Origin of the sequence: Paenibacillus sp. FSL L8-0708, from assembly GCF_038009325.1 — a bacterium.
Classification (GTDB): domain Bacteria; phylum Bacillota; class Bacilli; order Paenibacillales; family Paenibacillaceae; genus Paenibacillus_AQ; species Paenibacillus_AQ odorifer.
The window spans coordinates 482,239-504,022 of sequence record NZ_JBBPBC010000001.1 but is presented as its reverse complement, the minus strand read 5'-3'; the positions used below and the strand labels follow the sequence as shown (position 1 = coordinate 504,022).

20 protein-coding genes and 1 riboswitch are annotated in these 21,784 nt (G+C 45.2%); of the genes, 9 read left to right on the top strand and 11 right to left on the bottom strand.

What is annotated here, in order from left to right; translation table 11 throughout:
- Positions 1 to 60: 60 nt before the first annotated feature.
- Positions 61 to 2,304: a heavy metal translocating P-type ATPase gene (locus NYE58_RS02250; protein ID WP_341000991.1), complete on the bottom strand. Its 2,244-nt coding sequence runs from the start codon at positions 2,302 to 2,304 to the stop codon at positions 61 to 63.
- A 264-nt stretch (positions 2,305 to 2,568) separates the two neighbouring features.
- Between NYE58_RS02250 and NYE58_RS02245 the strand changes: the two genes are divergently transcribed.
- Positions 2,569 to 3,330 (top strand): CPBP family intramembrane glutamic endopeptidase, encoded by a 762-nt coding sequence (locus NYE58_RS02245; RefSeq protein WP_076276003.1) that lies wholly within the window; start codon positions 2,569 to 2,571, stop codon positions 3,328 to 3,330.
- Positions 3,331 to 3,782: 452 nt separating this feature from the next.
- Here NYE58_RS02245 and NYE58_RS02240 read toward each other — a convergent pair whose 3' ends face one another.
- From NYE58_RS02240 to NYE58_RS02210, 7 genes are all read right to left on the bottom strand, one after another.
- Entirely contained in the window at positions 3,783 to 4,148 is a 366-nt protein-coding gene (locus NYE58_RS02240; RefSeq protein ID WP_036682656.1) for an ArsR/SmtB family transcription factor, read from the bottom strand.
- Positions 4,149 to 4,248: 100 nt separating this feature from the next.
- Positions 4,249 to 4,980 carry an ABC transporter permease gene (locus tag NYE58_RS02235; RefSeq protein WP_306018987.1) on the bottom strand — a complete coding sequence of 244 codons (732 nt, stop codon included), beginning with the start codon at positions 4,978 to 4,980 and terminating at the stop codon, positions 4,249 to 4,251.
- A 4-nt stretch (positions 4,981 to 4,984) separates the two neighbouring features.
- Positions 4,985 to 5,701, bottom strand: a complete 717-nt coding sequence (locus NYE58_RS02230; protein WP_076124588.1) for an ABC transporter permease — start codon at positions 5,699 to 5,701, stop codon at positions 4,985 to 4,987.
- Positions 5,698 to 6,609 carry an ABC transporter ATP-binding protein gene (locus NYE58_RS02225; RefSeq protein WP_076276001.1) on the bottom strand — a complete coding sequence of 304 codons (912 nt, stop codon included), beginning with the start codon at positions 6,607 to 6,609 and terminating at the stop codon, positions 5,698 to 5,700. Before NYE58_RS02225 ends, NYE58_RS02230 begins: the two co-directional genes overlap by 4 nt.
- A 70-nt stretch (positions 6,610 to 6,679) precedes the next feature.
- Positions 6,680 to 8,107, bottom strand: coding sequence for a HAMP domain-containing sensor histidine kinase (locus NYE58_RS02220; protein WP_341000990.1), 1,428 nt, complete (start codon positions 8,105 to 8,107; stop codon positions 6,680 to 6,682).
- Entirely contained in the window at positions 8,104 to 8,778 is a 675-nt protein-coding gene (locus NYE58_RS02215; RefSeq protein WP_076219565.1) for a response regulator transcription factor, read from the bottom strand. Before NYE58_RS02215 ends, NYE58_RS02220 begins: the two co-directional genes overlap by 4 nt.
- Before the next feature lie 119 nt (positions 8,779 to 8,897).
- The gene (locus NYE58_RS02210; protein WP_036682665.1) at positions 8,898 to 9,317 is read right to left on the bottom strand and encodes a pyridoxamine 5'-phosphate oxidase family protein; all 420 of its coding nucleotides are present in this window, start codon (positions 9,315 to 9,317) and stop codon (positions 8,898 to 8,900) included.
- A gap of 160 nt (positions 9,318 to 9,477) precedes the next feature.
- On the opposite strand from NYE58_RS02210, the gene NYE58_RS02205 reads away from it, so the two are divergent.
- The 7 genes from NYE58_RS02205 to NYE58_RS02175 all read left to right on the top strand — a co-directional run bounded on the left by NYE58_RS02205 (position 9,478) and on the right by NYE58_RS02175 (position 16,414).
- Complete coding sequence (locus tag NYE58_RS02205) at positions 9,478 to 10,698, top strand: MFS transporter (RefSeq protein ID WP_076192749.1); 1,221 nt, start codon at positions 9,478 to 9,480, stop codon at positions 10,696 to 10,698.
- A 72-nt stretch (positions 10,699 to 10,770) separates the two neighbouring features.
- A complete protein-coding gene (locus NYE58_RS02200; RefSeq protein ID WP_052096734.1) occupies positions 10,771 to 12,222 on the top strand; it encodes a hypothetical protein in 1,452 nt (483 codons plus the stop codon).
- Between the two features lie 158 nt (positions 12,223 to 12,380).
- Positions 12,381 to 12,491: riboswitch (TPP riboswitch) on the top strand.
- Between the two features lie 162 nt (positions 12,492 to 12,653).
- Complete coding sequence (locus NYE58_RS02195; protein ID WP_076124596.1) at positions 12,654 to 13,703, top strand: ABC transporter substrate-binding protein; 1,050 nt, start codon at positions 12,654 to 12,656, stop codon at positions 13,701 to 13,703.
- 375 nt (positions 13,704 to 14,078) lie between these two features.
- Complete coding sequence (locus tag NYE58_RS02190) at positions 14,079 to 14,372, top strand: thiamine-binding protein (protein WP_036682688.1); 294 nt, start codon at positions 14,079 to 14,081, stop codon at positions 14,370 to 14,372.
- Entirely contained in the window at positions 14,369 to 15,130 is a 762-nt protein-coding gene (locus tag NYE58_RS02185; protein ID WP_036682669.1) for an ABC transporter permease, read from the top strand. The genes NYE58_RS02190 and NYE58_RS02185 overlap by 4 nt, the downstream gene beginning before the upstream one ends.
- A gap of 34 nt (positions 15,131 to 15,164) precedes the next feature.
- Complete coding sequence (locus tag NYE58_RS02180) at positions 15,165 to 15,998, top strand: ABC transporter ATP-binding protein (protein WP_076276056.1); 834 nt, start codon at positions 15,165 to 15,167, stop codon at positions 15,996 to 15,998.
- 230 nt (positions 15,999 to 16,228) lie between these two features.
- Positions 16,229 to 16,414 (top strand): hypothetical protein, encoded by a 186-nt coding sequence (locus NYE58_RS02175; protein ID WP_341000989.1) that lies wholly within the window; start codon positions 16,229 to 16,231, stop codon positions 16,412 to 16,414.
- A 601-nt stretch (positions 16,415 to 17,015) separates the two neighbouring features.
- Here the strand turns inward: NYE58_RS02175 and NYE58_RS02170 are convergent.
- A complete protein-coding gene (locus NYE58_RS02170) occupies positions 17,016 to 17,765 on the bottom strand; it encodes a WecB/TagA/CpsF family glycosyltransferase (RefSeq protein ID WP_341000988.1) in 750 nt (249 codons plus the stop codon).
- Between the two features lie 213 nt (positions 17,766 to 17,978).
- Positions 17,979 to 18,860, bottom strand: a complete 882-nt coding sequence (locus tag NYE58_RS02165) for a nucleotidyltransferase domain-containing protein (protein WP_341000987.1) — start codon at positions 18,858 to 18,860, stop codon at positions 17,979 to 17,981.
- A gap of 185 nt (positions 18,861 to 19,045) precedes the next feature.
- Between NYE58_RS02165 and NYE58_RS02160 the strand changes: the two genes are divergently transcribed.
- Positions 19,046 to 20,092: a YncE family protein gene (locus NYE58_RS02160; protein WP_076278911.1), complete on the top strand. Its 1,047-nt coding sequence runs from the start codon at positions 19,046 to 19,048 to the stop codon at positions 20,090 to 20,092.
- A 46-nt stretch (positions 20,093 to 20,138) separates the two neighbouring features.
- Here the strand turns inward: NYE58_RS02160 and NYE58_RS02155 are convergent, their stop codons facing one another.
- Positions 20,139 to 21,662, bottom strand: a complete 1,524-nt coding sequence (locus NYE58_RS02155; protein ID WP_076275998.1) for a DHA2 family efflux MFS transporter permease subunit — start codon at positions 21,660 to 21,662, stop codon at positions 20,139 to 20,141.
- Positions 21,663 to 21,784 lie beyond the last annotated feature (122 nt).

Here is a 21,784-nt window from a genome sequence, read left to right as displayed (position 1 = left end):
AAAACCGGAATCCTAAAGCTTACTTTTGTTGAGTTCATTTATTTAATACACCAAAGATTCTTAACCCTCGTCTTGCACTTTTAAAGCTCGAATACTGTTCAGTACGGCAAGTACGGTTACCCCTACATCTGAGAATACAGCCTCCCACATCGTGGCAATCCCAAATGCACCGAGCAGAAGGAATATAGCTTTTACACCTAAAGCAAAAATAATATTTTGCCATACGATGGCTCGAGTACGCTTGGCAATTCCGATAGCTACAGCAATCTTCGAAGGCTCATCGGTCATAATTACAATATCTGCTGCTTCAATGGCAGCGTCGGAACCAAGTCCTCCCATAGCGATGCCGACATCGGCTCTAGCCAGTACAGGAGTATCATTAATTCCGTCTCCGACAAAAATAATCTTCTCGCGTGGAGACTTATCACGATCCAGCTTCTCGATGGCCTCTACCTTATGCTGTGGTAAAAGCTCTGCGTGTACCTCATCTACCCCTAACTGCTTCCCTACATCTTCAGCTACGGCGGAAGCATCACCTGTCAGCATCACCGTCTTGCGTATTCCCAGCTTTTTGAGGCGCTGAATGGCCTGCAGTGAGTCCTCCTTCACTTCATCAGCGATCACCAGATAACCTTCATATTGATGATCTACCGCTATGTGAACAACTGTACCGCTCTGCTCTGGGACCTCATAAGCAATTCCCTCACGCTCCATCAGACGTGCGTTACCTGCAAATACGGTCTTGCCTTCGATAGTTACTTCGATACCATGACCAGAGATTTCATTGTAATTCGAGATAGCTTCCTTAGAAATCTGTTCACCATAAGCCGTCCGAATCGACTCAGCGATCGGGTGATTGGAATGGCTCTCCGCATAAGCGGCTGTCCGCAGTAATTCATCCTTAGATTTGCCACCCGACGGATAAATTCCTGTCACCTTAAACTGTCCCTTGGTCAACGTTCCCGTTTTATCAAAGACAACTACCTTCACATCATTTAGGGCTTCCAGGTAGTTACTTCCCTTAATCAGAATACCGCTGCGTGAAGCTGCACCAATCCCTCCGAAGAATCCCAGTGGAATCGAGACCACAAGCGCACAAGGACAAGAGATTACGAGGAATACAAGTGCACGGTAAATCCAATCCGAAAAAGTTGCACCACTGATCAGCAGTGGAGGAACGACGGCCAGCAGGACTGCTGTGATCACTACTACAGGCGTGTAGGCACGTGCAAATTTAGTAATAAAGTTCTCCGTTTTAGCTTTGTTGCTTGATGCATTCTGCACTAGCTCCAATATTTTGGATACGGCCGATTCTCCAAAGGTCTGAGTAACTTGCACAGTAATTACGCCGTTCCGGTTAATAAAACCACTTAACACCGCACTTCCTGGACCAGCTGATCGTGGTACCGACTCTCCAGTAAGTGCAGATGTGTCCATCATGGCGTTACCTTCAAGTATTGTTCCGTCAAGGGGTACCTTCTCACCGGGTTTAACAACAATCAAATCTCCGATGGCTACTTCCTCTGGTGAGACCTTCTTCAGATCATTTCCAAGCTTGAGATAGGCAAACTCGGGGCGAATATCCATAAGTGCCGTAATAGATCGGCGTGAACGATTCACAGCCAGACCTTGGAACAGTTCTCCAATCTGGTAAAACAGCATTACAGCCACGCCCTCTGGATACTCACCAATCGCAAATGCACCGATAGTTGCCAGAGCCATCAGGAAATTCTCATCAAACACCTGGCCACGGATGATGTTCTTAACCGCCTGCCAGACAACTTCACCACCCACGATAAGATAGGCTGCCAAAAAGATCAGCAATTCAACTACTCCATTCACGGGCAGGAACATCCCAGCTAGAGCAAGAATTCCACCAGCGCCTAACCGCAGCAATATTTTGCGTGTATCACCTTCCCCATGCTCGTGCGTATGACCATGACCTTCAGCATCCTCATGACCATGATGATGTCCAGCAGCTTGATGGCCGTACTCATGACCATGCTCGTGATCATGCGTATGTTCATGAGCGCCACTATTGCGCGCCTTGTGATTGCCCCCAACCTTCTCTTTCACATTTACGTGGGGCTCAAGTGCCTTCACCGTTTTCTTCGCTTCTACAATCGCTGACTCCTCATACCCTGCGGCAGTTTCCAACGTCATTGTTTTTGTTACAAAATTAACGGAACAAGACGATACACCTTCAATCTTCTTCACCTTATCTTCAATTTTCATCGCGCAATTGGCGCAATCCAAGCCTTCTAATTCCCACTGACGTTTTAATTTTCCTTGCATTGTATCCATACGGCACATCTCCTCAAATAAAAACCATATATGAGCACTTGTTCATATGTTATCTTAGCCCTATTATATTCCCTTTATATTTCAAGGTCAATACGCGATATACACCATTTTTCTACATTATCTTAAAAATTAAATCAATTGACCTTTACGTGAAAATATGTAAAATCATGTATGACCCAAAGTAAGTTTCTTACATACGAATGACCCCATTATCAATGAAGCTCGATGGGCAAATGATTTACACAGAAGGGATGAATTTAGAACATGTCAAAGCTAGCCAAAACGTCTTCTTTTTCACAGAAACACCCTATTTGGAGCGTAGTTATTATCGAAGTGTTATTACTTGTAGCCGTAACTGCCGCCGGGGCTTACGCAACAATTAAGGAACTTGCGTACACCGCCCCTGTACTTATCTCCTTCATCCCAATCGCGCTTGTACTCATCATCTACTTTACAGTTAAGCGCAAATGGAGCACGCTTGGCTTCCGACCTCTAAACACCATATCCTCGGGCAACTGGATCTATTATGCCCCGCTAGTAGTGGTCCTGATTACCATATCCTTTAAGGGATTTCGTGAGATCAGTGCATCTGAGGTACTGTTCTTTATCTTCTTCACCCTGCTGGTCGCTTTTGTGGAGGAAAGTATCTATCGCGGTTTGATTTTAAAGACCTTGCTTCCTAAAGGGGCTAAAACAGCAGTGATCACTTCAAGTATTCTTTTCTCTATTACCCACTTACTTAATGCATTATCCAGCACAGATATCACACAAATTCTTCTACAACTCGTATATGCGCTTCTGATCGGTTTTGCGCTAGCCTTGTTGATGCTAAAAAATAATAATATTCTTCCGCTGATATCCTTTCACTTTATACATAATTTAATTCAGTTTGTGGGCAACGATAATACGAGTGAATACATGGGAATCGATCTATTTATCCTGCTAGTGCTTGCTGTGCAATGTGTCTGGCTAGTGTTGTCCTTTAGAAAACCAAACCTAACGAAGAACCTAAATCAAGCCAGCTAATAAGCTAAATCCTTACTTCAAAATACAAGGCTTCAGTGGATTTAAACGCATTGGTTAACCCCGACGCAGCCTGGTTTAATTGGGATGCTACTTAGTTTAGTTGAGATGTTACTTAGTTAAGCTGAGATGCCACTTAGCTTCATTAGAGCAATATTTGTCGCAAACCGCACAGCTAACGGACCCAATTGACACTAAAAGCAGTATTATCCCCGGTTTAGCATATTATCGGACCCCATAGGCGCTATTGGCATGAAAAAGAGCAAAATAAGACCTCTTTCTAAAGAATAACTGCACTGAGGTCCGCAACTCTGCTCAAAAAGCGATTATTGTGCAAATAACGTCAGCTGGGTCCGTAAGCCGTAGTGGATGGTTGGGACTCGTCGGCATAATAAAAAGAGGGACTCCCAAAAGCCATTCAATGGCTGCTGGAGTCCCTCTTTTTTTGCAACTAGCTATTCGTGTCGGACATGCTCGTGGGTCTGCAAAAAGATCTGCTCCACATGCGCATCGTTCAGCGAATAGAATACCGTTTTCCCCTCTTTACGCCGCTTCACGATCCGTAGATTCCGTAAATAACGGAGCTGATGGGATATCGCAGATTGGCCCATATCAAGGATCACGGACAAATCATGTACACATAATTCTTGCTGTGACAAAGCGTAAATGAGCCGCACTCGTGTTGGATCACCCAACGCTTTGAACATTTCTGCCATTTTATCAGTAATCCCACGGTCTGGCAGGATCAATGCAATGGATTCCGGTTCAAGCTCTGAACCCTTGCATGTATTGTCGCAGTCCTCTAATGCCGTTGGCTCCATGCTCTCGCCCTCCTCCATCTTAGCTAATTATATTCTTTAATTATAAGAAAAACAGCACGGGATGTCCATTGAGGAGGAGTTTATAGCCTCTGATTGTGAATTAGACTGCTTTACGATAAAAGGAGATTAGTCCTGCGGCAAAAAAGACAATCAAGCTTCCTCCCACTATCATCATCAGTGTCTCTAAAGGCAGATTAAAGGCACCAAATCCGTCATCACCATAATGACTCATGGCCAACAACGGCTGTACCCAAGGATAATAGGGGCCGTAGGTTGAAGAATTAGCGATCAGTATATTGGGAATGGTCAGACTCACATTCAGCGCCAGCGGTGCGCCAAAACTGCTCCAGCTTTGCGAGATCGCCAGCTGCAATGCGGCGAGAGGTAGACAGGCTACAAAGCCGCCAAATACTGATTTTAGCAGTTGCGCCCAAGGGATTGGATCTGGAGCCCCTTGGAACAAGCCCATTCCCAGCACCATAACGAGGAACGTTATTTGCACAGCTGCCAGCAATCCGATGATCATCACATATTTTGAGAGATACACCGACAACCGGGTTACAGGCAGAGACAACAATAGCTTCCAACCACCGTCATGATGCTCATAACGACAGATCAGGGCCGCAAAAATGCCTGAAAGCACAGGCAGAAACAGCAAAGCATGCATCATTGACATCACACTTAACAGCAGCTCCCAAGACATCTTCTCACCTTGATTATCCGATAACAATCCGGGAACCAGTGATAAAACCGGACTTCCTATGACTAAAAGCCAAACATATGATTTAGACATTTTTAATCGCTCTGAGGACAATACTCTCCAAAATGACATCATCTTAATCCACATCCTTTCGAGCGAAATGCACTGCACCCGGCAAAAACACCAGCATTCCCAGCAGCAGACCCGCACCGCTGAACAAAAGGCGATTAGAGGAGTCCCACGCCAAATATGGCCATGTTAAAGGCACCCACTCCGAAAGGAACATGGAGAAAAATGACGTCAAAGATAATGTAATCCCCAGGGCAACTGGCAGTGTCTGATTACGATTAGCCAGGGAAAGCCACAGCTGTAGCGCGATGACCGGCAGAGCCGCAATATAGGACATAAAGCCAATCCGCACTACATCCACATAAGGAATAAGATCCGCTTTGAAGCCCAAAATAAGCCCTAAAACAACTATCCCCACTGAGAGCAACAAGCAGGAAACTGCCACTAGCAGCAGACAGAGCATTAACTTAGCCATAAACACTGAGGTACGAGAGATAGGCAGTGCCAAGAGCTGCTTCCATGAACTCATCTGATGTTCGACATTTGCAATCAACGAGCATACTAAAGTGCCCCCCAGAAAAAGAGCTGTGGGCACAAACCCGGACACATTATCCAGAAGTCCTCCCCATAAATCCGCGCTATACTGCTGACGCAGATAATCATAACGAAGGCCAAAGTTAAGGCCCTGCATGGCTACCAGACCAATCGGTCCTAGAAACACTAGAAACCAAATTCCTTTGCCGCGGATTTTAAGCCAATCCGCTGACAACGCCCGCCACATCATGATTCCCCGCCTCCCACAACCTGTAGGAAGAAGTCCTCAAGCGATTGTCTCCGCTCCTCTACACGATAGACAGCGTGCCCATTCTCTACCAAAGCCTTGACTAGCAGCGCTACTCTTGCATCGTTCATTCTTGAAAAAATCAGTTTTTGCTCTTGTAGTGTCCCTTCATACCCCCGGCCTCCAGCGAGACGTAACGCAGACTCTGGTTCCGAAACCGCAAGGCGTATCTCGCCAGCAGCCTGTTGTTGCAGATTAGCTATTGTATCTTGGTATACCATTTGCCCTTGGCGAATAATACCCACGGTATCTGCCATTTGTTCAATTTCACTAAGCAGGTGACTGGATACTACAACCGTAATTCCTTGCTCCCGTGGCAAACGTTTGATAAGCCCACGAATTTCCTGAATCCCTGACGGGTCGAGTCCGTTCGTTGGCTCGTCCAGAATAAGCAGCTCTGGATTCCCTAGCAAGGCAGCTGCGATACCGAGTCTCTGCTTCATCCCGAGGGAGAACCCTTTGACCGGACGTCTCTCTTCCCCGGTTAGAGAAACAATATCTAGCACCTCAGCGATTCGTGACTTCGGAACATCCAGAATGCGGCGGATTGCTTCGAGATTGTCCACAGCACTCAGATGCCCATAATACGAGGGGGATTCGACAAGCGACCCTACCTTCCGTAAAATTTGCAGCTTATTCTTCCGAAGATCCTGGCCGAACACTTCAATTTTTCCAGATGTCGGTGTAATTAGGCCAAGCAGCATACGGATTGTTGTAGTTTTCCCAGCTCCGTTAGGACCCAGAAAACCATAAATCTCTCCCTTACGGATATTTAAATTCAAATTTTCTACCGCAGCCCGGCCACGATATTTTTTCAATAAATCCTTAGTTTTAATCACTGTTTCTTCCATGTTCTTCACCTCGGTATACAGCATAACGTCCCAAGGTTAAGAACAAGGAAGTGCCAAGTTTAAGTTTTGTTTAAATTTCACGACGCGGATCAAAGATTACAATAGAAGTGCCTTTGCCTGTGCTCTCCACAACCCATTCCAGCTCCATATGCTTCATCAAAAGATCGACGATAGACAATCCCAAACCTGCCCCCCTGTAATCGGATGGACTCTGAATGCCTCGACCATGATCCGCAATAATTATGGCACGTTGTTCATTACGTTGCTCCGTTGAGATCCCGACATAATGCCCGCTGCTGGCATGTCGTACAATGTTTTGATACAAATTATCGAGAATACGGCGGAACCAGACCTCATCCACCCTCCAGAATAGCGGTTCGGCTTCCAGGTTAATATCAATATCGAAGCCCTCTTTTTCCCATACGGGGTACCAAGCAGCCGCACTCTCCCGTAACAAGCGTAGAACATCTTTACGTTCCAGCTTTAAGGTTACCCGTCCACTATTGAGCAGATTGTAAGATAAAAGATTCTCAATCAGGACGCTAAGATCCGCAATACGCTCATCCATAAGCTGTAAGGACTGCTTACCTTTTGAGGTCAGATCCTCTTTGGTCATAACATGGATATGGCTGCGAATGACGGTTAGGGGTGTGCGTAAATCGTGAGATAAATTCGAGACTAGACGCTTACGCAACTCTTCCTCTTCTATTTCCCTGCGTCGGCTTTCATCCAGTTTAGTTACCATCGTATTAAAAGCTTCCTCCAAGCGACCGATCTCGTCCAGTTTTCCTGTCACTATAGACTTAGGCATTCTATCCGGGCCTGTGATCGTCATCGCGGTTTGCAGTTGCAGCAGCCGTTTGCGAATTTTTCTAAAGAACATCCACGAAACCAGAGCGAACCCTCCAAAAAGGGTAAATAACACAAAGTTATACCAAGCCCAAGCCCCTAATCCCCCATAAGCCCCTTTGTTCAGCAGCTTGCTTGGAATTTGCATCACCATAAATCCCTTGTCTGCCTCCACTTTGTCCCCCACGAAAGCAACGATGGCTAAAGGATCACGATTCGTACTTTCTTTCATAAATGAGATAGCCTCAGCCGCAGTCCACTGATCAGGAACTTCAGGGTAAATCTTATCCTTATCCCCTTCATCAGGCGTGAGAATCAACTGGGTTTTTCCCTGCCCGTCTACCCAAAACATAGTAGCCTCAGTGTATTTTCGACTCAATTCATGCAGCCGCTGATTTATGGCTTCCGAAGAGGCACTTTCTAAGTGAAGTGCCTCTTTATGCCACATAGTCTCCAGCGGTGCAATATTCGAATACAGGGATGTATCTACAGGCGGGGCACCTTTGGTCACTTCGTTAAGAATATTGTAGCCAACAAAAGACAACGGAAGGACCACAGGGATAAATAGCAGTGCAGATACGATAATTAGCAAATACCCTGATAACAAAGAGGAATTACGTTTCTTGCGAATGCGCTCTAATCCTCTCATGCTCTTACCCGGTAGCCGATCCCACGGACAGTTTCGATAATTTCCGGATTACCCGGATCAAGCTCCAGCTTTTCACGCAAATAACGAATATGTACCATCAGAGTTTTATCTCCTTCGATATAAGCCTCACCCCACACGGCCTCGTAGATCTGCTCCTTCGTCATAATTTGGTTAAGATGACGCAGCAAATAGGAAAAAATCTGAAATTGCTTACCTGTAAGCATGATTTCTTCCTGAGTCTGAGCATTCATCACGCGGTTATCCCCTTCATATACGACTAGATGTTTAAGTGTGAGTGAATCCTGAACCGATGCCCCATTCCTTCGGAGCAGCACCTCGATTCGAGCGGCCAATTCATCCGGATGAAAGGGCTTGGTCAAATAATCATCTGCGAACTCCAAACCTTGCAGCTTATCATCAATCGAGGTCCGGGCGGAGAGCATCAAAATGGGCAGCTTAGGGTAAGAACGTTTCAAACGTTGCCCGATCGTAAACCCGTCCAGACCTGGTAGCATAACATCGAGAATAGCCAGTTGGCAGGCGCCGGCTTCTTCCATCGCTCCTTCGCCGCTCCGTAACCAGCGGACACTATATCCTCTTTCGCTTAAATCAGCAGACACTACACTGCCAATTTCACGATCATCTTCAATATATAACAGAGTAACGTTCATGTAGCTTTAGCTCCTCCCCGATATGAATACCTAAAAAGTTGAAGTCATTATAACACATCAAACAGCCCTCCTACCCCATATGGGATAGGAGGGCTGTTTGATCAATTCAACGCTATAGCTTACGGCTGCCATACTCCATGCTCTTTATTGCTGCCTACATACTCAATACGTGTTGGAGTAAGCTCCAGAATTACATAATTAGGATCATCAGGTCCTGTAAACCATGGCTCCAGCTCTTTATTCCATACCTTGGAGCGCAAGCCTTCATCCTTAGAGACGGTAGCAGTTGCTTCAATCTCCAACACATCTTTGCTTCCGCCTGCCTCATAGCCAAGCAGTACAAAAGCATTCGGATTATCGGATAACTCCTCCACTTTATGAGTTTTGCGATTTGTAGCCAAATAAATCTTCAAACCCTCATGGAAAATGGCCATATAACGTACTTTCGGCTTATTTCCTTCTTCGATCGTACCAAAGGAACCGAACTTGTTGTCATCCAATGCTTTAATAATGAGTTGCTCCAGTTGTTTGTTATCCATTACGTAAATCTCTCCCTTCAAGCATGTAAATAAAAGTTTATATATCCAAGCTCACCGTTTGGATTTATCATAACAATGGTGCTTATTATAATGTACCCTTCAGGTTCACATTGAATCCGACCTTACCTCATAAACTACTTCAAGATAAGGAGCTTACTTCGTGAAAAAACTGATTTGGATCGGCTGTCTTTCCTACTTCGTTATCGGTCTGGCACATGTTGTGCTGGGATCTATTCTGCCCGTTCTACTGCAACATTATGACCAAAATTATAGTGCTGGCGGTGAATTAATCTTTAGTCAATTCGCTGGTTTTTTAGCAGGTGTGTTGGTCTCTCCCCTGCTTAATCGCCGCTTCGGTAAACGTGGAGGCATCCTCATTGCCACCAGTCTTCTACTAGTTGCAGAAATTGCCTACGCCTTTCTACCGCCTTGGGGCTGGATGTATGTTATCGCTGTTGCCGCAGGTTTTGGTTTCGGGATGATCGAAGCGGTTATCGGCACCATTATTATTGGTGCTGTAACCGAAGGAACTGCTATTGCAATGAGCCGGCTTGAAGTGCTATTCGGGATAGGCGCACTCGTAATGCCGCTTATCGCCAGTCCACTCATTGCTGCCGGAGCGTGGAGATTGGCCTTTCTAATCGTCGCTGCCTTCTCCTTAATTTCTCTTATCCTCTGGACAAGAGGGCACTTCGGTAATCTACAACGAATGCTGGATGAACGTGCCTCTGTCCAAGGAGCAGACAATTCGCAATCCTCAAGCTCACGTTCTAACAAAAAATTTCCGTATAAAGGTAAGCAATGGATTCTGTTAGGGATCTTCATCGTTTTCTTTTTTCTTTATGTAGGCACAGAGATGAGTTTAGTCAACTTTATGCCGGCTATCTTTATTGCCAAGCTAGGGATGACGGAGTCTGCCGCAGCACTGACAGTCACTTTCTTTTGGCTGGCGATGTCTACAGGAAGATTGTTTGCGGGTGTAATTGCCGAAAAAATATCTTATCGCGTGTACATTCTCAGCAGCTGTTTACTAACCTTGTTACTGCTGACACTCTTTCCGTTCACTGACAATCGAATGGCTGCTTTCATTGTAATTCTGCTGCTGGGGCTGTTTATGTCCGGTATTTTCTCCATTGCTTTAGTCTTCTCCAGCAAAATGCTGCCTGGCACCGAAGAGTCAACACCCAGCATTATGATTGCTTCCGGAGGTGTTGGCGGTGCTTTGCTACCTCTGTTTATGGGCTGGTCTATGGACCATTTAGAAGTGGCACAAACAGCCGGATTACTCGCCGCTTTTGCCGCCTTCTTGTTTCTGCTAAGCATTGCCGCATGGAGGTTCCAGTCCATGCAAGCGGTGAAAGGAAAGAGTTCCCGTATTTAGAACAGTATCAACGTTATCCTTTTAGGGTAATGTGATCTATAAGCATATTCTGAGCACAAGGATGGACGATGAATGAATGAGTCTTCAACTGAGCCTTTGTTACATACTGCGCTCATGCAGTTTATATTTCCCTTTTCTATAAAAAAGGGCGATTCTAAGCAGCTTATCCAGCAATTACAGGACGACGGCTTCACACGTTTTTTTCTGGATAATAAAGAGCTTGAAGCTGCCTATTACGGAGATGGCTACTGTGTTTCCCATGAACGAATGGAGCGCACCTATTTACCGTTTGCTGCACATGTCCTTTTTCCACGCAGGAAGGATGCCGACTCGTTTCGCCGTTTTTCCAGAGTAAATAATCTCGACTGCATTCTGGAGATTCCGCAGCAATCTATATTTTTCAAAATTCTCTCGACGGATATATTCATATGTCCTTTTCAGCTTGGATTCGTGACGATACGTGTCCAGCTGGAGGGGGATTCAATTCCCTTTAGTATTGCCCTAGAATTCGCGGATCGTTTCCGTGCGCTAGAGAATACCTTCATACAGGATGATTACACTTATATTCATTGCGGGGAACAGACCTATGAGATGGTAGAGGATTTTGTCTTCCGAAATTTGGTGGATGGACTGGAGCCATATCTGGATCAATCGGATATCAATGGGGCTTATTTCGAGACCCTTCCTTTTTTCGTAGATGAAAGAATGCAGGTGCAAGCTTTTTATGGCTTTCAGAATGAAGAAAGCTCTGATGAGATTAGTGTAAATCTGCGCTATCGTGCCTCACAGCTTGATGGAATTGATCTCAACGGAAAGCCCTATGCCAGTGCCAGCGATCCAGCGTATATTGCGAACTATTGTCATGAGCATTCCTATAATCGCTGGGGTCCAGACACGTATTATATGATGAATGAGCAGACTTTTTGCTGCATGACCCGCGCTGAACAGGAGATTGCTGTTAGTCTAGCCAACCAGATGTACGGGCAATATTATTACGGATTTTTACTCAATATTTTCCACAAAATCGTTCTGCTAAAGCTCGCCAATATGCACTCCCGACTTCGGATTAATCATGATTATGAGGAAATAGACAATCTAATCTACTCCATCAATAAGTTCTCGGCTAAGTTCTACTTCTTGGAGTTGATTTCCCAGTCGCAGGGCCGGGAGATATTTCTTCAGCTGCGTAAAGTATACGGAAACGATGCTTTGTTCGAGGAAGTGAAAGAAACCTTAAATGACCTGTTTCAGTATCAGGATAAGTTTCAGTCCAAGCGACGGGATAATCTGCTGATGATTCTCACTGTATTTACGGTAGTAAGCGGGATTTACGGCATGAATCAGGTCATTGACGATTTGGATGGAAAGATTCAATGGAGTAAAATGATTGGTTATTCTCCCTTTGAATTTCTTGCCCTCTTCGTGATCATGAGCGGGATTCTGATCAGCGTTGTCCTCACGCTAGGGGCGCTGGTTAGTGAGCTTAAACGGCGTCACCGCAAGAAATATAAAGATCTAGACTAGCAAAAAAGAAACTACTGGATTGGAAAAATTCAGGAGTGCACTACTAGACATTCCGAGTACAGCCGTCTATAATACACCGTATGCGAGAAATATAAGATATAAAGTATGGGTACAAAACTTATGCTTACTTATATTGCACATAGAAATACCCGTTAACTTCATAGAACCAGGGGTGCTGGAATTGGCCGGCTGAGATTGTATCCCACAAGATACTGACCCTTATACCTGATCTGGATAATGCCAGCGTAGGAATCGCCAATTGGTTCTGGTCCCTGTGACCTTAACTAACCTTGCGCCAAGCCAGCGTCCCGATCACTCGGGGCGCTTTTTTTGTAAGATCACTAAAAGATGTAGAAAAACGTACATACTACACTTTACGGGTTCATGTTGTGAAGACGGGATTCTTGTAACCTTAAAGGAGAGAAGAAGACATGCACCTCAAAAAAGCACTTACGTTGTGCCTCACCTGTGTACTCATTCTTGCCATTGCCGGATGCGGCAGCAACAATGGGAATACAGCCGGAAACAAAGCAAATGCTACTGATCCAACTGCTGCGGCTGGGACGGATGCTCCAAAAGAGCTCACCAAAGTTAAAGTCGCACTCGACTGGACACCGAACACGAATCATACCGGTCTATACGTAGCTAAGGATCTTGGTTACTACGCTGAAGAAGGTCTGGATGTCGAAATCGTTCAGCCAGGCGCAGCGGGTTCTGATACTATGGTTACCTCTGGCGAAGCCGCTTTTGGCATCAGCGCCCAAGAAGGATTAACGCTAGCCCGTCTACAAGGCGTGCCCCTTGTCTCGATAGCAGCTATTATTCAGCATAATACGTCGGGATTCGCCGCTCCAGTAGATCGCAATATTAAATCACCAAAGGATTTCGAAGGTAAAACCTACGGAGGCTGGGGCTCACCGGCCGAAGAAGCAGCCATGAAAGCCATCATGGATCCTGAAGGTGGCGATGTAAAAAAGGTGAAGCTGATCAGTATCGGTGAAGCTGATTATTTTACCGCCGTCAAACGTGACATTGATTTCGCCTGGATTTTCTACGCTTGGACTGGTGTTGAGGCTGAGTTGCGTGGCGAGCCATTGGATATGCTGTACTTAAAGGATTATGCGCCGCAGCTCGATTATTACACGCCTGTGCTGACGACGAGTGAGAAGCAAATTGCAGATCATCCTGATCTGGTGAAGGCCTTCATGAAAGCCACATCAAAAGGTTATCAATATGCCATTGATCATCCGGAAGAGGCTGCCGGTATGTTATCGAAGGCCGTTCCTGACCTGGACGCCGACCTTGTCCTAGCTAGCCAAAAATGGCTTAGCCCAAAATACAAGGACGATGCTGCCCGCTGGGGCGAGCAAAAAACCGAGGTCTGGCAGAATTACGGCGACTGGATGTACGATCTGAAGTTGCTGGATAAACCGCTGGATGCTGCTAGTGCATTCAGTAATGATTTTTTACCGGCGGAGTAGAGAGCGGACTTCAGAACCAAGAAGGTTGGACGTTACTTGAGGAAGGAGGAACGGAGCGTAGTAGTTTACTACGTGAGTACCGGACTTCCCAAGTTCGTTCAAGATTCGATGTCGAGTTTGCTTCCTGAATTACTTCGTTATCAAAGTTGGCTTTTTGAACTTACCTTATAATTTAAGAGTTCAAAAAGTCGGCTTTCAGAACCAAGAAGGTTGGACGTTACTTGAGGAAGGAGGAACGGAGCGTAGTAGTTTACTACGTGAGTACCGGACTTCCCAAGTTCGTTCAAGATTCGATGTCGAGTTTGCTTCCTGAATTACTTCGTTATCAAAGTTGGCTTTTTGAACTTACCTTATAAAATGAGAGGATTGATTATTGTGGCTAACACCCTACTAAGCATTCAAGTAATTCCAAAAACTCCGAACAATGAGGATTCCATCCCATACGTAGATAAAGCGATTGAGGTCATTCAGAAATCCGGTGTTAAACATCAAGTGAATCCACTGGAAACCACAATGGAAGGTGAGCTTAGCGAGCTGCTGGAGGTTGTGCGTCAGATGCAGGAGGCGTTGATCGAAGCAGGCAGTCCAAGCGTAATTTCGCAGATCAAAATCGCTCATAATCCTAACGGAATCAGCATGGATAAATTGACGGAGAAATATCGGCCGTGAGATCGACCTGGAAGCTAATATGGCCGCCCCTTGTGGCGGTCGTCTTCTTTTTAACCGTATGGCAGCTATCTGTATCTGTATTTCATATTGAATCCTGGATTCTGCCGAGTCCTGCTGATATTGCCCGTGAATCCACCAGTAACGCTTCTGGTCTTTGGGCTCATACGATGGCTACGCTGCGGCTCACTTTAATTGGTTTTCCCATTGGTACGGGGGTAGGCCTGATCGTTGCTTTGCTTTTGCATCTTTTGCCTTGGGCTAGACGGGCTTTTTATCCACTTATTATTCTGAGTCAAAATGTTCCCTCCATCGCGCTCGGACCCCTGCTCATTATCTGGTTCGGCTTTGGTCTTTTGCCCAAAATCGTGCTGATTACACTAGTATGTTTCTTCCCGGTAGCTGTCGCTGCGATGGGCGGTCTGGCCCAAAGTGATCAGGTCATGATGAATTATATGAAAATGGCTGGCGCAAGCAAGTGGCAAATCTTCACCAAGCTGGAGCTGCCCTCTTCTATCCCGGCACTATTTTCCGGCGTAAAAATATCTGCTACTTATGCGGTTATGGGCGCCGTGGTCGCTGAATGGATTGGCGCGGATAAAGGTATTGGTTATTATATGCTCCTGCAGAAATCCGCATATCGTACGGATCGGATGTTTGTCGCTATTGTTATTATTGTACTTTTAAGTCTTGTACTCTTTGCTATTATTGCATTGCTGGAAAAATGGCTGGTTCGCTGGAAGCCGCGCCGTAACTCATAGAAAGGAAGATGCCTGTATGTCTCAAGCGACGCAAATGCAACACAGAACAACACAAGTCATAAGCTCTCCTGAAGCTCATACCGTGGCACCCGCCCTTGAAGTGAGCGGCATCTCCAAATCTTTTTCCCATCGTCGCCGTGAGACGAAAGTTCTGAATAATGTCTCTCTCAAGGTAGAGCAACAAGAGTTCGTTTCGATCGTTGGTCCTTCCGGCTGCGGAAAAAGCACCTTATTCCATATGATTGGCGGCCTTGTGAAACCCGATGCAGGCACGATCCTCATGAACGGTAAGGCCGTTACAGGTCAACGCGGTGAAATTAGTTATATGCCGCAGCAGCCTGCGCTTTTTCCTTGGCGTACAATTGAGGATAATGTGCTGCTTGCTGGGGAGATCAAGGGCGCACTGCGGGATGGAGCCCGCGAGGAAGCGCGCCAGTGGCTTGCCAAGGTTGGGTTAAGCGGGTTCGAACATGCTTATCCGCATATGTTGTCTGGCGGGATGCAGCAGCGTGCAGCTTTTCTCAGAGCATTGCTCGCTCCGCAGGAGCTAATGTTGCTGGATGAACCTTTCAGCGCACTGGATGCACTAACTCGCAGTGAAATGCAGCGCTGGCTGCTTGAGCTGTGGGAAGAGAATCGCCGCTCTGTGCTGTTCATTACTCACAACATCGAAGAAGCGTTGCTGCTCTCTAATCGTATCTATGTATTTTCCGGCCGCCCCGGCTCCATTCTGCATACAGTCGATGTGCCGTTTCCGCGGCCACGCCGTGATGAGATTACGGACTCTCCCGAGTTCCTTAAGCTCAAACGCCAGTTGTCACAGTGGATGCGAGAGGAACAAGCTAAAAATAGGCAGCCGCTAGCTTAATCGCTAAGCACTGTAAACTGATATCGCTGGTATAGCGGTGTCAGTTTTTTATTTTGCAGCGATAAACTCCTACCCTATTTTCAATTAACGCGGATGTATCTGCTCAATTAAACAAATTTCACTCATCATAGTAGGGATCACATTAAATGTGTGGCGAAAACCGACTCCCTGTTGGTAATGGATAGTAACCGGGCGGGTTTGGGACATTCTGCGGGATTTATACCGCTGATTTGCTGCTTCAGGCCGGACTCGGCTCATTCTGCGGGATTTATACCGTTAATTTGCTTCGTCGGGCCGGATTCGGCTCAGTCTACGGGATTTATACCGTTGATTTGCTTCGTCGGGCCGGATTTGGCTCATTCTGCGGGATTTATACCGTTGATTTGCTTCGTCGGGCTGTATTGCACCGATTCTAGGGCATTTTTGCCTTTCTTTTGCCACTTCGGGTTGAATTGCACCCGATCTAGGGCATTTTTGCCTTTCTTTTGCCCCTTAGGGCTGTATTGCGCCCGATCTAGGGCATTTTTGCCTTTCTTTTGCCTCTTCGGGCGGAATTCCAGTGACTCAGGGGCATTTTTGCCCTTATTGTTCCTCTTTAGCTTTTAGTTTGAATTAAATACGAGACTATGGCATCAACCAGAATCGGTGTTGTTTATTATTATTAATTTGTTTAAAGGTCACAGCTATAGTCGCACTTACATCCTACTCACCACTCTTACACATACTCCCACTACTCACTTTTTCTCCCATTCCTTACCTCAATCCCACTACTTACTCTTACTCTTACTCTTACTCTACTCCTACTCCTACTCCTACTCCTACTCCTACTCCTACTCCTACTCCTACTCCTAGTCCTTACCTCAATCTCACTACTCACTCTTGCTCATACTCCTCACCTTACTCCCACTAATCTCTCTTACTCTTCCCCCTACTCCTTACTTCCAACTCTCACACCTGCCCCCTCCTCCTCTCCCACCAACCGAACCTAAAAAAGGCCCCATAAACGAGGCCTTTTCTTCATTTCCTAATCATAGCTCGGAACACGAATTTGGGCAGCACTGCCTGTCTGCGCCATCGCGACTTTTGTCCCTTCGCAACGGGAGCGAACAAAAGTCGATGCAACCACTCCAGATTGAGTTTTTTCCATAGCGCTGGTGCAGGAGTAACTTTTCCCGCTATTACATCTAAGCTGCCCCCCACGCCAAAAACAACTTTTACCTGCGTAAGCTCCTGTTTGTGCTTATATACCCATTTGTCAGAGTATGGCGCACCCATCGCAACGATCAGGAAATCTGGCTGTGCGCGCTGTATTTCTGCTACAATGGCAGGCTCCTCTTCCTTGGTAAGAAAACCATTATGTCTTCCTGCAATCTTCACATTCGGATATAACTCCGTGATCTTTTCGACCGCTTTACAGCTGGTAAGCTCATCTGTTCCCAAGAAATAAAAACTCCATCCCAAGCTATTTCCTTGCTCCAAAAGCTCAAGAAGCAGCTCATATCCAGTTACCCTCTCAGCAATAGGATCGCCTTTTCTTTTTGATGCCAACACAATGCCAATCCCGTCAGGAGTGATTAAATCCGCTTCTTGAAGTATGGTTCGTAGCAGCTCGTCCGATTGACTTGTTATCGTAATTTCCGGGTTAGCCGTGATCAAATGGAAAAGTTTCGATTCCCCAGATTGAATATGTTTTGTTAGATGAAGTGTTGTCTCATGTAGTGTTAGTTTTGAAAAGGGAACTCCTAATATTGAAACTGTCCCGTCCATATAATCACCTCTCACTAAAATTCCACTTCAATATACCTTACCATAATCAAGAGGAGGAAGGGGAGTCATTTAAATTACTTAATCACCACAGCTACTACGCTACCCAAACACTTCAGCCATTCCACCGCTTCAACCATTTCAGCCCACTATAGCCATCCCCAGCAACCCCGCCACCACAGCTACTCTACTCACCCAAACACCCTATAGCTCCACTCACTCCTCCATAAACTTCCACCACTCTACTAACCAAGGTTCATCGATCCCCCGCATGCGGAATTCCTCTACAAGTATCTTCCGGAATCGTTTTTCCATTTTGACAAAGTTATTATCCTCTTGGTACATAGGGGCAAAGGATTCATCATCTCTAATAAAAATCCAAAAATCGCCCGCACACTCCAAAATCTTTCGGCCGACAGCCGTTTGTTTGGCTACAGGTACCAGCCATTTGTCATAGGGGTAGGGGTAACCTTCAATAGTAATGGCACAGCGTAATGCTTCTTTATAAAGAGAAACCGCTAAAAATAAAATAGGAAAGGCGTCGCCACGCACTACAGGATTATCTAAGCTTTTGGCATAACTTCGTAACTGTATGTATGAATTCTTACGAAATCTCATTAGGACTCCAGGTTGGAGGGGCACATAGGCATCAAAAAGTGACTTTACAGCCAATCGGTCATAGTAGATATAAGTAATAGAAGCATTCCACAGCCATTCCATATTTCCGCTCATTAACGCCGCTTTGATTTCTGATATTTTATGCAGTGTGTAATGTCCGGTCTTGCCGCTGGGAAGTCGTAAATCCATAAAAAAACTACTTTGCTCCGGGATCAGCCCCGCTTGCTCGAACCGATGATTAATGCTGCTATAATACTCATCCTGACAAATAATGATTACATCCACATCCGACTGCTCATCCATCACACCAAGTGCGGTCGATCCATCAAGGAGAATACTTACCCGCTGACTCTCCTCTTTCATTAACGGATGATTTAGAATTTCTTGTGTGATATACTGCCCAATTTCCTCTAATAATTCGCTATGAACCTGCGTCTTATCAGGTGTTAATAAAATATCCGACAACACTGATTTCACCATCTCAACCCCAACCTCCAATCAATCTCAATTTCTCAAAAAATAAAACGCTTACACCTAACCTAATATTTGGATAATGGAGTACCATTCTACACTCCTAATATATATCTTGCAAGGATAAATGAAGTACCCTTTTGCCTAAGCCTAAATATAATGAAGTATCTATTTACTTGGAAAGGGGTAAAAGCATGGCGCAGCCAAAAGTGATTGCTACAGTCCGCTCTGCCGGACCGATCGGAGATATAAAAGTAAATGTCGTCACGAATCGAGTATACTTTGTAAACCCAGACACCGAGGCTGGAACTATCGGGGTATTGGAGGGCAGAACTAATCGCATTATCGCTCGGATCCCTGTAGGAAGACTGCCGTCTCAGCTCGGAATCAACCCCCAAACCAACCGGATTTATGTACCTAACTTCCGTGACGAAAACGTATCTGTCATAAACGGGCGGACAAACCAGGTAATCAAAACTGTCAAAGTAGGCCGATTCCCAGACAATATCGGAGTAAATGTTCGAACCAATCTGATTTATGTAACTAGCGCATTCGGAACCCTATTCGTCATAGACGGGAAAACAAATCAGGTCCGTAAAAAGATTGAAATCGGTGGACGCCCCTCCAGAATTGTTATCAATGAGCTTACCAACCGTGTCTATGTGACCAATACAGTAAATGATAGCGTCACCGTCATTAACGGAACTACACAGGCGATCATTGCGACAATAAAAGTCGGAAGTAACCCCGTGATAGCGCCAGCACTTAATAAAATTACCAATCGTATTTATGTCGCTAATAACTTGAGCCGGTTTCTTTCTGTGATCAATGGCCGAACCAATAAATTGTTGCGTAATGTACAGCTGGGACGTTTGCAAAGTGAGGTCGTTATAAATCCGCTGACGAATCGTATTTATGTCTCAAGTGCACAAGTGGAGGGTAAGGGCAGGCTGTTTGTCATAGATGGGCGCAACAACAAAATTATAACCACAAAGGTGTTGCCTACCTCCTCCAACACGATTATCAACCCGAATACAAATCATTTATTTGTTGGTAATTTCGATAAAAATCATATGTCCGTTTATAACGCCACCACGTTTAAACGGCTCGCAAGATTCTCCTCCGTATCAGGCAGCACTGTGCTAAACCCGCTCACAAATAGAATTTATGTAGGTGGAAATGACTCCATAACGGTCATTCAGGATGGACCAAGACTCACTCAGAGTTCTATTTTTAATTAAGACAAAAAGACGCCCACCATAGGTGGGCGTCTTTCTACATATCAAATTACATCGATCTAGCGGATGAAACTTGTTTAACAGCCACTTTTTCCTCGACTGTTTCTGTATCCTTAGGCTGTATCCCTCTTTTTATGAAGAAAGCTAGGATAAAAGCAATAATGGCAACGCCTACTGACACTAAGAACGCATCATTAATTCCTTCGATCGTTGCTTTTGCGATGACTTGGTTTTGAATGCCAAGCAATTGCTCTGCAGAAGGCTTAGCCGTTAATTTACTCACAGCCTCAGCTACCATATCTTTGACATGTGATGTGGTACTGTTAGACATAATCGTTACAAGCAGCGCCCCGCCAATCGCCCCGGAGACTTGCTGAATCGTACTGTTCATGGCTGTACCATGTGGTGTATATTTAGCCGGGATGGAGTTCAGACCATTGGTCATCACAGGCATCATAACCATTGAAATCCCGAACATTCTCACAGAATACAAAATCATTAGTGTCGAATATTTCGTTGTCTCAGTTAGATCACTAAAGAAATACGTACTGATCACTACGATAGCCAGACCGATTAACGCTAAGACTTTGCCGCCGAATTTATCGAACAATTTACCTGTGATTGGAGACATAACCCCCATAATCAAAGCACCAGGCAACATTAGGAGTCCCGAATCCAAAGGTGAAATGCCTCTAATATTTTGCAGATAAATCGGCATTAACATCATGGCTGAGAACATCGCCATATTCAGTGTAATCGAAATCGCTGAGGATAAAGCGAACATCGGATATTTGTACACTCTGAAGTTAAGCATAGGCTCCTTCATCTTCATCTGGCGCATAATGAATATCACTAAACCAATAACCCCGATAATAAGGGTGGAGTAGACCATTGGATCATCCCATCCTTTATTCCCAGCGGAACTGAAGCCGTATAGAAGACCCCCGAACCCAATCGCTGATAGAACTACGGATAGAATATCAATTTTAATAGCCACATCTTTTTTAGGATCATGCAGTTTGAAGAAGGCAAGAAGGAACACCAATACGGCGATCGGTGCAATCATAAAGAACAGCACAGGCCATTCATAATGCTGAATAATCCATCCTGAGAGTGTAGGACCAATGGCTGGTGCAAAAATCATAACCAAACCAAACATCCCCATGGCCGAGCCACGTTTTTCAGGTGGAAATGTGGTGAACAATACATTCATTAATAATGGCATCATAATCGCGGCCCCTGAGGCTTGGACCATTCTCGCAATCAATAATACAGGGAAACTTGGAGCAAAGCCTCCAATGAAGGTCCCTATTGCAAATAATCCAATGGCGATTAGGAATAATCGTCTGGCTGTATACTTTTGAATTAAAAAGGCCGTTGAAGGAATCATGATCCCGTTCACTAACATATAACCCGTCGATAACCACTGTACCGTTGAGGCACTGACATCAAAATCCTTCATAATCGATGGTAAAGCTATATTGAGCAAGGTATTACTCAGTAAAGCAACAAATGCACCAATCATAAGGATTGCCAAAATCCCATAGGACGCTTTACTTTCTTTCGTTTTCATTTTGGAATCCTCCATTCTATAATCATACCGTCGGTTCAATTTTGAACTTATGTTACAATGTAGAATATATTACTCTTATATTTACTGCTTGGCAAGTCAGAATTCATTTAAAAACTAAATTG

What these genes read in the sequence shown, in the direction of transcription:
- NYE58_RS02250 (WP_341000991.1), bottom strand. Translation starts at nt 2,304, where the DNA reads ATGGATACAATGCAAGGAAAATTAAAACGTCAGTGGGAATTAGAAGGC.
- NYE58_RS02245 (WP_076276003.1), top strand. Translation starts at nt 2,569, where the DNA reads ATGTCAAAGCTAGCCAAAACGTCTTCTTTTTCACAGAAACACCCTATT.
- NYE58_RS02240 (WP_036682656.1), bottom strand. Translation starts at nt 4,148, where the DNA reads ATGGAGCCAACGGCATTAGAGGACTGCGACAATACATGCAAGGGTTCA.
- NYE58_RS02235 (WP_306018987.1), bottom strand. Translation starts at nt 4,980, where the DNA reads ATGTCATTTTGGAGAGTATTGTCCTCAGAGCGATTAAAAATGTCTAAA.
- NYE58_RS02230 (WP_076124588.1), bottom strand. Translation starts at nt 5,701, where the DNA reads ATGATGTGGCGGGCGTTGTCAGCGGATTGGCTTAAAATCCGCGGCAAA.
- NYE58_RS02225 (WP_076276001.1), bottom strand. Translation starts at nt 6,609, where the DNA reads ATGGAAGAAACAGTGATTAAAACTAAGGATTTATTGAAAAAATATCGT.
- NYE58_RS02220 (WP_341000990.1), bottom strand. Translation starts at nt 8,107, where the DNA reads ATGAGAGGATTAGAGCGCATTCGCAAGAAACGTAATTCCTCTTTGTTA.
- NYE58_RS02215 (WP_076219565.1), bottom strand. Translation starts at nt 8,778, where the DNA reads ATGAACGTTACTCTGTTATATATTGAAGATGATCGTGAAATTGGCAGT.
- NYE58_RS02210 (WP_036682665.1), bottom strand. Translation starts at nt 9,317, where the DNA reads ATGGATAACAAACAACTGGAGCAACTCATTATTAAAGCATTGGATGAC.
- NYE58_RS02200 (WP_052096734.1), top strand. Translation starts at nt 10,771, where the DNA reads ATGAATGAGTCTTCAACTGAGCCTTTGTTACATACTGCGCTCATGCAG.
- NYE58_RS02195 (WP_076124596.1), top strand. Translation starts at nt 12,654, where the DNA reads ATGCACCTCAAAAAAGCACTTACGTTGTGCCTCACCTGTGTACTCATT.
- NYE58_RS02180 (WP_076276056.1), top strand. Translation starts at nt 15,165, where the DNA reads ATGCAACACAGAACAACACAAGTCATAAGCTCTCCTGAAGCTCATACC.
- NYE58_RS02170 (WP_341000988.1), bottom strand. Translation starts at nt 17,765, where the DNA reads ATGGACGGGACAGTTTCAATATTAGGAGTTCCCTTTTCAAAACTAACA.
- NYE58_RS02165 (WP_341000987.1), bottom strand. Translation starts at nt 18,860, where the DNA reads ATGGTGAAATCAGTGTTGTCGGATATTTTATTAACACCTGATAAGACG.
- NYE58_RS02160 (WP_076278911.1), top strand. Translation starts at nt 19,046, where the DNA reads ATGGCGCAGCCAAAAGTGATTGCTACAGTCCGCTCTGCCGGACCGATC.
- NYE58_RS02155 (WP_076275998.1), bottom strand. Translation starts at nt 21,662, where the DNA reads ATGAAAACGAAAGAAAGTAAAGCGTCCTATGGGATTTTGGCAATCCTT.